Here is a 14820-nt window from a genome sequence, read left to right as displayed (position 1 = left end):
ATGAAATTAACTGAACAAGAACGTGAATTCCGTATAAGAACAGTGCAAGCAGCGGTTGATAATAATCGGCTTGAAGGATTAAATATTGATAATGAAACAATGACTTTATTCAATGCTTGGATCGATAATCAAATAAGTTTTGATGAAGTAAAGCGGAGCATATATGAAATATGCGGAATTCGACCTCTACACGGATAAAAATGGTGTATTACGTAATAAACTTGGGGCTAAGTCTGACGAAGAATTAGGTACATTAGAAAGTCGATTGGTCGCAATGAATACGCTTAGTTTAAGGATAAATCCTGTAAAAGGTAATTTTGACTTAGTTCACTTACAAAAAATACACCATCGGCTATTTTCTGAAATTTATGAATGGGCTGGTGAACTGCGTGAAATTGGGATCACAAAAGGTAAAACCGTTTTTGCGGCTCCAAATCGCATTCAACCTGAATTTCATAAACTACATCAAAGACTGATAAGGGAAGAGTTTGAAAAGTATAACAAAGCTACTTTTGCCAAGAAATTAGCTTATTATCTCGGTGAAATAAACATTCTACACCCATTTAGAGAAGGAAATGGACGTAGCCAGCGAGAATTCATTATTCAATTAGCGTTAAAATTTAGTTATCGCCTACATTTTCAAAATGTAACCCCACAAGAAATGATTGATGCCTCAGAGTGTTCAGCTCTTTATGTGGATAATATATTATTTGAACAAATTATTTTTGACAGATTAGAATTTATAAACAAGGAAACCCTATGACAGATAAAATCGTAAAAATTGGTAACATTGAAGTAGCGAACAACAAGCCATTTACCCTATTTGGTGGTATGAACGTGCTGGAAAGCCGTGATATGGCACTTAAAGTGTGTGAGCAGTATGTCGAAGTAACCCAAAAATTAAACGTCCCTTATGTATTTAAAGCCTCATTCGATAAAGCAAACCGTTCGTCAATCCACTCTTATCGTGGACCGGGTATGGAAGAGGGGTTAAAAATTTTCCAAGAGCTAAAACAGACTTTTGGGGTGAATATCATCACTGATGTCCACGAAATTTATCAGTGCAAGCCTGTAGCGGAAGTAGTGGATGTAATTCAACTTCCTGCATTCTTAGCCCGACAAACCGATTTAGTGGAAGCAATGGCTCGTACCGGTGCCGTGATTAATGTGAAAAAACCACAATTTTTAAGCCCGGGGCAAATGGGTAATATCGTGGAAAAAATTGCTGAATGCGGTAATGAAAACGTGATTCTTTGCGATCGTGGCACTAACTTTGGTTACGATAATCTAATTGTGGATATGCTTGGCTTCGGTATTATGAAAAAAGTGTCGAAAGGTTGCCCTGTGATTTTTGATGTAACCCATTCTTTACAATGTCGCGATCCGTTCGGTGCGGCTTCAGGCGGTCGTCGTGATCAGGTAACCGAACTTGCTCGTTCAGGAATGGCGATTGGTTTAGCAGGGCTTTTCTTGGAAGCACATCCGGATCCAAACTCTGCAAAATGTGATGGTCCGTCAGCATTGCCGCTTTCTAAATTAGAAGCCTTTGTTTCACAAATGAAAGCGATTGATGATTTAGTGAAATCCTTTGCTGAAATCGATACTTCAAATTAACACCGTAGGGGCAAATTACAGTTTGCCCCTATAATTCACATTCCTACTCTGCGATTCTCCATTAATAAGGAAGAAGCTATGCTCAATATTGTTTTTCTTGACCGTACAGGTATTCCTGCCACTCACGAAATCCCTCGTCCTCACTTTGCTCACACTTGGACAGAATATGATTCCACCACAGCCGAGCAAACCTTTGAGCGAGTGAAAGATGCCGATATTATTGTTACCAGCAAAGTGTTACTACAGCGAGAGTTATTGGCTAAATTACCCAAGTTAAAATTAATTGCGATCACGGCAACAGGTACAAATAATGTAGATTTAGAGGCAGCGAAAGCGTTTGGCATTGCCGTTAAGAATGTAACAGGCTATTCAACCGTTACTGTGCCAGAACACGTGATTGGTATGATCTATTCCCTTAAACATCGCTTAACCGATTATTACCGTGATTTGATTACTTCAGACCGCTGGGCAACTTGTGGACAATTCTGCTATGTCGATTATCCAATTCAGGATATTCAAGGCTCAACCTTAGGGATTTTCGGCAAAGGGAATATCGGTGCGGAAGTCGCTCGCCTTGCACAAGCGGTCGGAATGAAGGTGATTTTTGCAGAACATCAAGGAGCAACGGAAATTCGTGAAGGCTATACCGCTTTTGAAGAGGTATTTAAACAGGCGGATATTATTTCCCTACATTGCCCTTTAACCGATAAAACGAAAAATTTGATTAACGCTGAAACTTTAGCCTTAATGAAACCAACGGCTTATATTATCAACACAGGACGAGGTCCGTTAATTGATGAACAGGCACTTTTGAACGCTCTTGAGCAAGGTAAAATTGCAGGTGCAGCACTTGATGTATTGGTAAAAGAGCCGCCAGAGAAAGATAATCCGCTAATACTTGCAGCAAGACGTTTACCGAATTTACTGATTACGCCCCACGTTGCGTGGGCGAGTGATTCAGCAGTTGCTACACTTGTGAATAAAGTAACGCAAAATATGGAAGAATTTGTGGCAACAGGTAAGTAGCAAGCGGTCATTTTTTCAAGAAAATTTGCAAATTTCATAACAAACGCTTGCATTTGAACCTTGACTTTGCCAACGGCTACGAAGAAGCGAACGTAGAGAATAAAAGCGACCGCTTGTATCTATTATTTTTAGAAGAAACAGATGAATTTAACCCCTTTTTTTATTGCTTTTCGTTATTTTAGATCGAAAAGTGCAGACCGTTTCGGGCGGCTTGTAACCAACCTTGCCAGTCTTGGTATTGTGCTAGGTGTGATGGCGTTGGTCATTGTGCTATCGATTATGAACGGATTGGAAAATATGCAGAAAAATAATCTGCTTTCTACCTTACCACACGCCATTATTACGCCACAGGAAGGATATTTTTCCAAACAAGAAAAACTCACTTTACCTGCATTTGCCACGCAAAGTGTGGTGATTAACCGTGCGAACGTGGTCATTCAAAGCTCGGAAGGCATTAATGCCGGGCAACTGATTGGTGTTGAAAATGCTACAGACGATCCTCTATTAGTTGATCAAAATGTGCCTCAATTATTGCCAACTGGTGAATTTAAGGTGCTAGTTGGCTCTCGTTTGGCTAATAAACTTAATTTAAACGTGGGTGATAAATTGCGGTTAATGATTACCGAAAACAGCCAATACACCCCAATGGGACGTGTACCGGTACAGCGTTTATTTGAAATTTCAGGCATTTACCACTCTAACCGTGAAGCGAGCGAATTTACGCTATTTGCCAATTTAGCTGATGTCGGCAGATTACTGAGAATTACCGAAGATCAAGTACAAGGCGTACGTTTGTATCTGCAAGATCCCTTCCAAGTTACCGAACTTGGCAACCATTTTGATGCAGAACGTTACAAAATCAGCGATTGGCGTGAACAAAAAGGCGAATTTTTCCAAGCGGTAAAAATGGAAAAAAATATGATGGGCTTGTTGATTAGTTTGATTATTGTGGTTGCTATTTCAAACATTGTTACCTCATTGAGCCTAATGGTGGTAGATAAACAGGGCGAGATTGCAATTTTGCAAACACAAGGCTTAACTAAAAAACAAGTAATGCAGATTTTTGTGTTTCAAGGGGCGATTGTGGGCGTGATTGGCTCAATTATCGGTGGTTTGCTAGGGGTGCTGGTAGTGTCTAATTTGGATCAGATTATTCTCTTACTCAACCCGACAATTCATTTACCAACCTTGATTTCAGGTACACAAATTGCGGTGATTGTAGGCATTTCGATTTTACTTTCGCTACTTTGCACCATTTACCCGGCATATCGAGCCGCAAAAATTGAGCCGGCTCAGGCATTAAGATACGAATAAATAACGGAAATAAAATGACAGAATTACTTCGCTGTGAAAATATCAGCAAATTTTATGATGAAGGTGAACAAAAAGTTCAAGTGCTAAAAGATGTTTCGTTTTCGATGAATGAAGGTGAGTTAGTGGCGATTGTCGGTAGCTCCGGCTCAGGTAAAAGTACCTTATTGCATACGCTTGGTGGGCTAGATCAACCCAGTTCAGGCGAAGTGTGGCTGCGTGGACAGTCGTTACAACATTTAAGCTCTGATAAATTAGCCTTATTGCGTAACCAAAACTTGGGATTTGTTTATCAGTTTCATCACTTAATGGCAGATTTTTCCGCTCTTGAAAACGTGATGATGCCAATGTTAATTGGCAAGCAGAATAAAACCGAAGCGGCAAATCGAGCGGAAAAAATGCTACAAGCGGTCGGATTAGCTCATCGCATTACACATCGTCCGTCAGCACTTTCAGGCGGTGAACGCCAACGTGTGGCGATTGCTCGAGCGTTGGTAAACAACCCTGCTTTAGTGCTTGCTGATGAGCCAACCGGCAACCTCGACCAAAAAACGACCGAAAGCATTTTTGAGCTGATTCAGCAGCTCAACCAAGAGCAAAACATTGCCTTTTTATTGGTTACGCACGATTTAAACCTTGCGAATAAACTTTCACGCAACCTTGTAATGCGAGATGGGGTACTAAGCGAGGGAAGCTTATGAGTACACCCTTTTTTATTAGCTGGCGTTACCAAAGGGGCAAACAGAAAAACCGGCTGGTTTCGCTGATTTCTTGGTTTTCAAGTATCGGTATTGCACTCGGTGTAGCGGTGTTGATTATCGGGCTAAGTGCGATGAACGGTTTTGAGCGTGAGCTGAATAACCGTGTACTTTCAGTTGTGCCACACGCAGAGCTGGTTTCGTTTCGAGGTAATCAAGCCCAACCCATTGCAGATAGCCAAAAACTAGAAGCATTGGTAAAAAAATCGGAAAATATCACCGCTAGCTCCCCTTTTGTGAGCTTCACTGCCTTAATTGAAAACGGTTCACAGCTTAAAATTGCACAGGTGCGAGGGGTAGATCCACACAAGCAAGATCAGGTAAGCAAACTCAGCCAATTTATTCCGGCGGAACAATGGCAAGCTTTTACTGCTCAGTTTAAAGCTGATGAAGATGGCTTAATTCTCGGAACAGGCATTGCAAAAGCCCTCGAAGTGGAAGCTGGCGATGAGGTAACATTACTGATTCCCCAACCGACGGAAGACGGCAAATTAGCTCAACCTCTGCGTTTTAATATGCCTGTTACGGGTGTATTACGTTTAGATGGTCAGTTAGATCATAGCTATGCGTTAATTCCGCTCAATAAAGCCCAAGAGCTGATGGAATATCAGCCAAATCAAGTTTCAGGTATTGAAATGAGTTTAAGCAATCCATTTACGGTGCAAAGTCTTGCTATGCCCCAGCTTAATGGTTATCCGCAGCCACTTTATTTAAATACTTGGATCGAAAAATTCGGCTATATGTATAACGATATTCAGCTGGTTCGTACGGTAATGTATATCGCAATGGTGCTCGTCATTGGTGTTGCGTGTTTCAACATTATCTCTACGCTGATTATGGCAGTAAAAGATAAGCAAGGCGATATTGCAATTATGCGAACACTTGGGGCAAATAATGGTTTTATCCGCCGTATTTTCTTATGGTATGGTTTACTTTCGGGTATGAAAGGGGCTGTATTCGGTATTATTTTAGGCGTAATTTTATCGCTAAATTTGACCGCTATCATTAAAGCAATTGAAGGCTTCTTCGGCGTAAAATTACTTTCAGACGGCGTTTATTTTGTTGATTTCCTACCGAGTGAATTACATTGGCAAGATGTCGGCTATGTACTCATTGCAACTATTGTATTAAGTTTGTTTGCCAGCCTTTACCCGGCTAATCGAGCAACGAAACTAGAACCAGCGAAAGTGTTAAGCGGACACTAAAAAGAAAACAAAAAAGTGGCTAAATAATTAGCCACTTTTTTTCGTTTATTATGGATTAAACGGGAAGAACATAGGAATAAAAATCACGCCTAAAATCCAGAAAATAATATTGAGCGGTAAGCCAATCTTGATAAAATCACTAAATTTATAGCCACCTGCCCCATAAACCATCGTATTAGTTTGATAACCAACCGGTGTCATAAAGCTGGTTGCCGCTGCAAACATTACTGCAATAATAAATGGCGAGGCATCAACACCTAAAACTTGAGCCGTTGAAATTGCAATTGGTGTTAGTAATACGGCAGTGCCGGCATTACTCATAAATTCCGTTAATACCGAAGTAAGTAGGTAAAGCACCGCAAGCACCACTAACGGACCAAAATGCCCTACTTTGCCAAGCGTATTATCTACAATAAATTGAGCAGCTCCACTATTTGCCATAGCCTCTCCAAGTGGAAGTAAACCGGCAATTACTAAAATAATTTTCCAGTCAATGGATTGGTAAGCTTCATCCGCCGTTAAACAACCCGCTAAACACATTGCAACCGCACCAACTAGAGAACTTATCGCAATAGGTACAATGCCGATTGCAGCTGTACCAACTACACCAACCATTACCCATAAGGCAAATTTGGCACGCCAAGATTCTTCTGTTTTCACTAAATCAGAAGAGAGTACGATAAAATCTTTATCTTTGCGTAAATCGTCCATATCTTCTTTTGGTAACGTTAATAACAGGATATCCCCCATTTTGAAGCTGATACCACGCAAACGCTCCCTAATGACTCGGCTACGACGCTGCAATCCTAATACTGTAGCATCTTTATTCCAACGTTGTTGCAAAATCGGAATTGTGCCCCCCACCCAACGTGAAGTTGGGGAAATCATCACTTCTGCTATCATTAAATCATCAAAATCATCTTCATCAAGATCTCGGCGACCATAAACAACGTGATGTAAGCCATATTTTTCACGTGCACCTGATAAATCTGCCGATTCTCCACGCAGTAATATAATGTCGTGTTTCTGTAATATTTGATGGCTTGGAGTAGATAAACGTTCCCCATTTCGTAGTAAACCTACAGCAAACAAACTAAATTCTTCAATTAAACCAGATTCGGCTAAACTCTTACCAATTAAAACAGAATTTTTATTTACTTTTAATTCAGAGACATATTTACCAAATCCTACCCCTTCTTCAAGTTGCAAGCGTGATTCAGGTAATAAGAAGCGACTGGTCAATAATAAATAAACCGTACCAACTAAGAAGAAAATAATCCCTAAAGGAGCAAATTCAAACATTCCGAAGCCTGAATGCCCTTGATTTTGTGCAATGGAGTTTACCAATAAATTAGTTGATGTCCCAATCAGAGTACAAACCCCAGCCATTTGGGAAGCAAAGGATAAAGGAATTAAGGATTTAGACGGTGCGAGATTAATATTTTGTGATGCCGCAATCACGATTGGAATTAATACTGCAACGACTGCTGTATTATTTACAAAAGGCGAAATTGCCGCATTTACGCCACATAATACTAATATGAATACCCAAGGCGTTTTAACTTTTGCCAGTAAGCCACCGATGCTATCTAATGCTCCACTATTCTGTAAACCTGCCGCTAACACAAACATTGCAGTAACAGTAACTGTTGCCGAATTTGAAAATCCACTTAATGCGGATTTAGTATCAATTTGCCCTAATAATACTAATGACGATAAAACTAAAACAGCTACCGCATCCATACGAATTTTTTCAGTTGCAAATAAAAACACCGCAATAAAAGTTACTGCCAGTGTTACTACAATATCCCAAGACATCCTTTTACTCCAACTTTAATATAAATAAATAAGAGCTGTAATCATAAATCAAGCTATTGTGTTTGTCTCTAAATTTTATTAACTTAAAAATAACAAAAAAGCTGATTATACAAATAATCAGCTCTCTATTTCTCATTGATTAACCACGATATTTCTGGTGTTGCTTAACTGCCTTACGAATTTGACGAATATTGGTTCGACGACGATTTGCAGTTACATCCACTTTCGTTTCAGTTTCAGGCTCTAGCCCAACCAATTCACGCAAGTAATTGACCTGCTCAAGCCCCATCTCTTCCCAGCCGCCACGCGGTAAGCCTTTATCTAATTTAATGTTACCGTAACGAATACGAATTAAACGGCTCACCTCCACCCCTTGTGATTCCCACAAGCGACGAACTTCACGGTTACGCCCTTCGGTTAAAGTTACATCAAACCATTGATTTAAGCCCGTTCCGCCAACTACTTTGATTTGCTTGAAGTTAGCCGGACCATCTTCTAACTGCACGCCTTTGCGTAAACGTTGTAACATTGCATCGTCAATATTGCCAAACACACGTACTGAATATTCACGCTCCACTTCACGGCTTGGGTGCATTAAACGGTTAGCAAGCTCGCCATCTGTAGTAAAGAGTAATAATCCCGAAGTGTTAATATCTAAACGCCCAACTGCAATCCAACGAGCCCCCGTTAAACGAGGTAAGCGATCGAACACCGTTGCTCGTCCTTCAGGATCTGAACGTGTACATAACTCCCCTTCCGGTTTGTAGTACATCAATACTCGGCAAACCTCTTTTTGAGCAGGCATTAAATTCACTAAATGCCCATCAATACGGATTTTGGTAGAAGAACTCACTTGCACACGGTCGCCCAAAGTAGCAATTTTTCCGTCTACACTCACACGCCCGCTAGCAATAATCTCTTCCAACTCTCGGCGAGACCCCTGCCCTGCTCGAGCTAAGATTTTTTGTAGCTTTTCGCCCACTACTTTGGCTTTTTTCTCTTGAGATACCGTCTCACTAGCGGTTGTTTTTTCCACTTTTTTTGCAACTCTCGCCGTTAATGGCTTAGAAGTTGGACGTTGTGGTTTTTCTGAGGTTTTACCGAATTTGCGTTCAGATTTCTCATTTAATTTCGGCTCGCCTTTTTTGAAAGATGGACGATTATCCGCGTTTTTCTCTGAGCGGAAAGTGTGGCTTGGTTTCTTTTGAAAAGTTGTCATAAAGTTCCTTTTGTCGCTTTCACAAGCGTCTGAATTTTAGTAGATCTCCCTTTATGGGAGATAGGGTAATTTTAATTAAACGGCGTTGGATCGCCCGAACCTTCTCGGATAACGACCGGAGCATCTTCGGTTAAATCAATCACAGTTGTCGGTTGTTGCCCTAAATAACCGCCGTGAATGATTAGATCGACCCTATGCTCTAATTGCATACGAATTTCATCAGGGTCAGATTCCGTCATTTCAGTATCAGGCAACATCAACGAGCAAGAAAGAATTGGCTCACCGAGTGCCGCAATTAAAGCTAACGCAATCGCATTATTCGGCACACGAATTCCCACCGTTTTACGCTTTGTCATCAATCTACGAGGCAACTCTTTGGTTGCAGGCAGAATAAAAGTATAAGGGTTTGGCGTGTTATTTTTAATTAAGCGATAGGCTTGATTATTCACTAACGCATAAATAGAAAGTTCAGATAGATCACTACAAACTAAGGTGAAATTATGATTTTCCGGCAATTTACGAATTGCGACAATTCTATCCATTGCGTGCTTATCGCCCATCGCACAACCTAAGGCATAGCCTGAATCGGTTGGATAAACAATCACACCGCCATCTTTAATAATTTCTACCGCTTGATTAATTAATCGTTGCTGTGGATTATCGGGGTGAATATAAAAAAATTGCGTAGTCATCGTCTTCACGCCTTTCGCTTGATAAAAATTGGGCTAATTATACACCAATATGCCCGAAGCTCTATAAATATCTACAATAATTGCTTGACTTATTTATTTTGTACTAGTTTAATAGTACAAAATAAATTTTCTATAGGAATTTGCAATGTCTTATTTAACTATTACCCAAACAGAGCTTCCTTACTTTTCAGATACAACCCACATTTACTATGCGTTATGTGGCGAACGTACGCATACTTTATTATTAGATTCTGCCGAAATTCAAAGCAAAAATAGTTTAAAAAGTTTATTGTTTGCCAAATCCGCTGTGCATATTTTTTGTGAAGATCAACAGGTTACTTTTCACGCCTTAACCAAAAACGGCGAAGCTGTATTGCCATTGATTGAAAAAGCGTTAAACCAACTTTCTCCAGCTCCAATTTGCAAATTTTTAAGCAAAAATGACCGCTTGCAAGCCACATTCCCAACCATCAGCAACCATTTAGATGAAGACAGTAAACTCAAAACCACTACTGTTTTTGATGGTTTACGCACTGTCAGCCGGTTGTTTGCAAATTCAGCATCGCCAATCTATTTAGGTGGTTTATTTAGCTACGACTTAGTGGCGAATTTTATTCCGATGGAAAACATCAGCCTGCAAGATGATGGTTTAAGCTGTCCTGATTACAGTTTTTATTTAGCAGAGCAGCTCGTTACAATCGATCATCAAACAGAAAAAGCAGTGTTAAATACATTTTGTTTTGAGCCAAGCGAGCAATCTCACCTCCAACAACAAGCGGTCGAATTTTCTCAAAAACTTGCAAATCTCTCTGAAACCGAGCTTTCACTAGAAATTAAAGCTGCAACAGATGAAGCAACTGCTAATATTGAAGATGAAGACTTTAAGGCGATTGTCCGAAAACTCAAACACCATATTAACATTGGTGATGTATTCCAAATTGTGCCTTCTCGCCGTTTTAGCTTGCCTTGCCCGAACACGCTTGCCAGCTATAAGCAGTTAAAAATTAACAATCCAAGCCCTTATATGTTCTATATGCAAGGAGAAAATTTCACTCTATTTGGGGCTTCTCCGGAAAGTGCGTTGAAATATTCCGAGAGTAACCGCCAGTTGGAAATTTACCCGATTGCCGGTTCTCGCCCTCGTGGATTTGACGAGTACGGAAACATCGATCCTGAGCTAGACAGCCGTTTGGAGCTGGAATTACGTCTTGATCAAAAAGAACTTGCAGAACATTTAATGTTAGTCGATCTTGCTCGAAATGATGTGGCTCGTGTGAGTGAATCCGGCACTCGCCGTGTGGTGGATTTAATGCAAATTGACCGCTATTCGCAGATTATGCACCTAGTTTCCCGTGTGATTGGCACACTTCGCTTTGATTTAGATGCCCTGCACGCTTATCAAGCCTGTATGAATATGGGGACGCTGACCGGTGCACCGAAAATTAAGGCGATGCAACTTATCTACCAAGTAGAGCAACAAAAACGCCACAGCTACGGCGGTGCGGTAGGTTATTTAACTTCAGACGGCAATTTAGACACCTGTATTGTGATCCGATCCGCCTTTGTACAAAACGGCATTGCCTATGTGCAAGCCGGCTGCGGCGAGGTGTTAGATTCCGATCCACAATTAGAAGCTGATGAAACCCGCCACAAGGCACGAGCAGTGTTAAAGGCGATAGGGCAAGTAAATGCAAAGGCGAGAGTATAAGGACGAACTATGGCAAACATTCTTTTTATTGATAACTTCGACTCTTTTACCTACAACTTAGTCGATCAATTCCGTGAGTTAGAGCATCAAGTGACGATTTTCCGCAACGATTACCCACTTGAGGATTTTTTAGCCAAAGCTCAAAACACACCAAATTGTTTGGTCGCACTTTCTCCCGGTCCGGGCAACCCGGCTGAAGCAGGCAATTTATTAGAAATTATCCGCCAATTAAAAGATAAAGTACCGATGATTGGGATTTGTTTAGGTCACCAAGCCTTAATCGAAGCCTTTGGTGGAAAAGTGGTGCATACCGGCACAGTGTTACACGGCAAAGTGTCTCGTATTGAACACGACAATCAAGCGATGTTTGAAGGCATCAATAACCCGATGCCGGTGGCTCGTTACCACTCCTTAATGGGCGATGATTTGCCTGAAGAATTTATCGTTAATGCTAAATTCGAGCATATCGTGATGGCAATTCGCCACAAAACCTTGCCGATTTGCGGATTCCAATTTCACCCTGAATCCATTTTAACGGTGGAAGGCACGAAGTTACTCAAACAATCGGTGCAATGGTTATTAGAGGGCAAAAAATGATTAGTGTATATGGCTTAAAACAGACCTTGGCTGACCGCCGAGCCAAAATTGCCGAAGTTATTTTTGACTGTTTGGAAATGAGCCTTGGTGTGCCAAAACAACGCCACGCGTTGCGTTTTGAGCTGTTAGATGTGGAAGATTTTTATCCACCTATTAACCGCAGTGCTAATTTTATTGTAATTGAAATTAACCTGATGTCTGGGAGGAGCGAGCAGATTAAAAAACGCCTGATTAAAGGTTTATTTAGCACCTTGCAGTCTAAAGTCGGAATTATGCCGATAGATGTGGAAATTACTATTAAAGAACAACCTGAACATTGCTGGGGCTTTCGGGGAATGACCGGCAATGAAGCAACCGATTTGGAATATCAGGTACACCGCTAATTTGTTGATACCTCAAGCGGTCAAATAAGGAAAATTTTATGCAAAAATTACTCGATAAATTATTCGCTAACCAAGCCTTAACCCAAGCGGAATCACACGCTTTTTTTAGCGAGGTGGTAAAAGGCAATCTGTCAAACGAGCAGTTAGCGGCAGCCTTGATTGCGTTAAAACTACGAGGCGAAACAGTGGAAGAAATTGCCGGAGCCGCCACCGCAGCGTTAGAAAATGCCAATCCGTTCCCTACCCCGGATTACCCTTTTGCCGATATTGTCGGCACAGGCGGCGATGGGCATAACACCATCAATATTTCCACCACCTCAGCATTGGTAGCAGCAACAATGGGCTACAAAATTGCCAAACACGGTAACCGCAGTGTGTCGAGCAAAACAGGCTCAAGTGATGTTTTAACACAATTAGGCATTAATGTTGGTATCAGCCCACAAACAGCACGCCTTGCCCTTGATGAAACAAACATCTGCTTTCTATTTGCCCCAACCTACCACAGTGGCTTTAAATATGCCGCACCGGTTCGCCAAGCATTGAAAACTCGTACGCTCTTTAATATTTTAGGGCCACTTATCAATCCAGCACACGCTAAACGTCAACTCCTTGGGGTTTATTCACCGGAACTGGTAAAAGTTTATGCTGAAACGGTGAAAGCTCTCGGTTGTGAACACACCATTGTCGTTCACGGAGCAGGCTTAGACGAAGTGGCGGTTCACGGTGAAACCTTAGTGGCTGAAATCCAAAACGGACAGATTGAATATTACACACTAAGCCCCGAAGATTTCGGCGTTCCACGCTACTCACTTGATGATTTAAAAGGTGGCGAGCCGGCAGAAAATGCAGAAAAAATCACCTCTATCCTAAAAGGCAAAGGCGAAGCCGCCCATATTGATGCCGTGGCGGTAAATGTAGCATTGTTGATGAAACTGTTTGGAAAGTCTGATCTTAAAGCGAATGTAGCAGAGATTAAAACTACCCTTGCCAGCGGAAAAGTATTTGAAACATTATCCAAATTATCGCAATATAACGATTAAATCTAAGCCCACAATGTGGGCTTTATCTTTTCCTTGCAGCTCTTTTCATTACAACAATGGGGAAACCGATGTTTGAACTTTATATTAACCCTCCAAAATCCTCTTGGTCACTCAGAGTATGGCTTTTGCTTAAAATGCTCGATATCCCATTTAACACAAAATTCGTTCGCTATTTGGCAGATATAAATCAACAACGCCAACAATTCCAACAATTTTCCCCCACCGCCAAAATTCCTGTACTGGTTGATCACAATCATACTGTTTGGGACAGCTTGGCTATTGTGGAGTATGTTGCCGAAAGTTACCCCCAAGTGTGGGCGGCGGATAAAATCGCTCGAGCGTGGAGCCGCAGTGCTTGTGCTGAAATGCACTCAGGTTTTACCGTTTTGCGAGAAATTTGTGATTTTCGACCGCTTGAACGGCTCGAATTAGCTCAAACTCCACCCGAATTAGTGGCAGAATTAACCCGCATTGATGAACTGTGGCAAGAAGGATTAAACCGTTTCTCTGGCAATTTTTTAGCCGGTAATGAATTTACCGCTGTTGATGCATTTTTCGCACCAATCGCATTACGCATTGAAACTTATGGCTTACATCGTTATTTCAGTGAACAAGCTCTTGCTTACCAACGCCGTTTACTCTCCTTGCTTGAATTAAATGAATGGTTAAAACACAAATGAAAAAAAGCATTTACGACACCCCAATTTTCTTTGAACGCTACCAACAACTTCGACAAAACCCGATTAGTATGAATGAGGTCGTAGAAAAGCCGACAATGTTCTCGCTACTGCCTGATTTAAAAGGCAAAAAAGTGTTGGATTTAGGTTGTGGAACTGGGGTTCATCTCGCCCATTATTTAAGTTTAGGGGCAGAAAAAGTGGTTGGATTAGATTTATCCGAATTAATGCTACAGCAAGCTGAAACCGAGCTTGCCGCACAATACCAAAAAGGAAAAGATTTCTCGCTCCACTGTTTGCCGATGGAGCGTTTAGATGAAATTCAAGAGAGCGATTTTGATGTCGTTACCAGTTCTTTTGCCTTTCACTATATTGAGGATTTTGCCTCGCTCCTTGCAAAAATTTCGGCAAAAATGACCGCTTGTGGCACGCTGATTTTCTCTCAAGAACACCCGATTGTTACGTGCTACAGAGAAGGATACCGTTGGGAAAAAAACGAAGCAAAACAACAAGTGGCTTATCGGTTAAATTATTATCGAGATGAGGGCGAGCGGGATCGCAGTTGGTTTCAGCAATCGTTTAAAACCTACCATCGCACAATGGCGACAATTTTAAATCAGCTTATTCAAAGTGGATTTAACATTCTGCAAGTGGAAGAACCGATGCTTACTGAGCAGCCTGAATGGCATAATGAATTTAAAGATTTACAACACCGTCCGCCATTGTTATTTGTAAAAGTACAAAAACAAAAATAGCAAACAGTGAGTTCTCA

The 14820-nt window shown here is 41.1% G+C and carries 16 protein-coding genes; 13 read left to right on the top strand and 3 right to left on the bottom strand.

Annotated elements, in window-relative coordinates; genetic code table 11:
• The 7 genes from V6W77_RS01675 to lolE all read left to right on the top strand — a co-directional run bounded on the left by V6W77_RS01675 (position 1) and on the right by lolE (position 5914).
• Positions 1-198 carry an antitoxin VbhA family protein gene (locus V6W77_RS01675; protein WP_334248530.1) on the top strand — a complete coding sequence of 66 codons (198 nt, stop codon included), beginning with the start codon at positions 1-3 and terminating at the stop codon, positions 196-198.
• Entirely contained in the window at positions 164-763 is a 600-nt protein-coding gene (locus tag V6W77_RS01670) for a Fic/DOC family protein (RefSeq protein ID WP_334253593.1), read from the top strand. Before V6W77_RS01675 ends, V6W77_RS01670 begins: the two co-directional genes overlap by 35 nt.
• A complete protein-coding gene (gene kdsA / locus V6W77_RS01665) occupies positions 760-1614 on the top strand; it encodes a 3-deoxy-8-phosphooctulonate synthase (protein ID WP_025236444.1) in 855 nt (284 codons plus the stop codon). The genes V6W77_RS01670 and kdsA overlap by 4 nt, the downstream gene beginning before the upstream one ends.
• A 78-nt stretch (positions 1615-1692) precedes the next feature.
• A complete protein-coding gene (locus tag V6W77_RS01660) occupies positions 1693-2640 on the top strand; it encodes a 2-hydroxyacid dehydrogenase (protein WP_334253592.1) in 948 nt (315 codons plus the stop codon).
• A gap of 141 nt (positions 2641-2781) precedes the next feature.
• Complete coding sequence (locus V6W77_RS01655) at positions 2782-3954, top strand: lipoprotein-releasing ABC transporter permease subunit (RefSeq protein ID WP_334253591.1); 1173 nt, start codon at positions 2782-2784, stop codon at positions 3952-3954.
• A gap of 14 nt (positions 3955-3968) precedes the next feature.
• Positions 3969-4652: a lipoprotein-releasing ABC transporter ATP-binding protein LolD gene (lolD, locus tag V6W77_RS01650; protein ID WP_334228906.1), complete on the top strand. Its 684-nt coding sequence runs from the start codon at positions 3969-3971 to the stop codon at positions 4650-4652.
• Positions 4649-5914, top strand: coding sequence for a lipoprotein-releasing ABC transporter permease subunit LolE (lolE, locus tag V6W77_RS01645; protein ID WP_334253590.1), 1266 nt, complete (start codon positions 4649-4651; stop codon positions 5912-5914). Before lolD ends, lolE begins: the two co-directional genes overlap by 4 nt.
• Positions 5915-5962: 48 nt before the next feature.
• Here lolE and V6W77_RS01640 read toward each other — a convergent pair whose 3' ends face one another.
• The 3 genes from V6W77_RS01640 to V6W77_RS01630 form a co-directional block, all read right to left on the bottom strand.
• Positions 5963-7732: an SLC13 family permease gene (locus tag V6W77_RS01640; protein WP_334228904.1), complete on the bottom strand. Its 1770-nt coding sequence runs from the start codon at positions 7730-7732 to the stop codon at positions 5963-5965.
• Between the two features lie 139 nt (positions 7733-7871).
• Positions 7872-8951: a 23S rRNA pseudouridine(2605) synthase RluB gene (rluB, locus tag V6W77_RS01635; protein ID WP_334253589.1), complete on the bottom strand. Its 1080-nt coding sequence runs from the start codon at positions 8949-8951 to the stop codon at positions 7872-7874.
• 71 nt (positions 8952-9022) lie between these two features.
• Complete coding sequence (locus V6W77_RS01630; protein ID WP_025236451.1) at positions 9023-9643, bottom strand: L-threonylcarbamoyladenylate synthase; 621 nt, start codon at positions 9641-9643, stop codon at positions 9023-9025.
• Between the two features lie 145 nt (positions 9644-9788).
• Here V6W77_RS01630 and V6W77_RS01625 point away from each other — a divergent pair, with 145 nt between their 5' ends.
• The 6 genes from V6W77_RS01625 to V6W77_RS01600 all read left to right on the top strand — a co-directional run bounded on the left by V6W77_RS01625 (position 9789) and on the right by V6W77_RS01600 (position 14803).
• Complete coding sequence (locus V6W77_RS01625; protein WP_334253588.1) at positions 9789-11351, top strand: anthranilate synthase component 1; 1563 nt, start codon at positions 9789-9791, stop codon at positions 11349-11351.
• Positions 11352-11360: 9 nt separating this feature from the next.
• Complete coding sequence (locus V6W77_RS01620) at positions 11361-11948, top strand: aminodeoxychorismate/anthranilate synthase component II (protein WP_334253587.1); 588 nt, start codon at positions 11361-11363, stop codon at positions 11946-11948.
• On the top strand, positions 11945-12331 hold the full coding sequence (locus V6W77_RS01615) for a tautomerase family protein (protein WP_334253586.1): 387 nt from the start codon (positions 11945-11947) through the stop codon (positions 12329-12331). Before V6W77_RS01620 ends, V6W77_RS01615 begins: the two co-directional genes overlap by 4 nt.
• Positions 12332-12369: 38 nt before the next feature.
• A complete protein-coding gene (gene trpD, locus V6W77_RS01610; RefSeq protein WP_334253585.1) occupies positions 12370-13371 on the top strand; it encodes an anthranilate phosphoribosyltransferase in 1002 nt (333 codons plus the stop codon).
• 68 nt (positions 13372-13439) lie between these two features.
• Positions 13440-14051 (top strand): glutathione S-transferase, encoded by a 612-nt coding sequence (locus tag V6W77_RS01605; protein WP_334253584.1) that lies wholly within the window; start codon positions 13440-13442, stop codon positions 14049-14051.
• On the top strand, positions 14048-14803 hold the full coding sequence (locus V6W77_RS01600) for a class I SAM-dependent DNA methyltransferase (protein ID WP_334253583.1): 756 nt from the start codon (positions 14048-14050) through the stop codon (positions 14801-14803). The genes V6W77_RS01605 and V6W77_RS01600 overlap by 4 nt, the downstream gene beginning before the upstream one ends.
• Positions 14804-14820: the final 17 nt, after the last annotated feature.

The sequence above is a fragment of the Mannheimia indoligenes genome (assembly GCF_036880405.1).
In the GTDB taxonomy this organism is placed as follows: domain Bacteria; phylum Pseudomonadota; class Gammaproteobacteria; order Enterobacterales; family Pasteurellaceae; genus Mannheimia; species Mannheimia indoligenes.
Note: the sequence above shows the minus strand (reverse complement) of the source record. Positions and strands in the feature narration are given on the sequence as shown.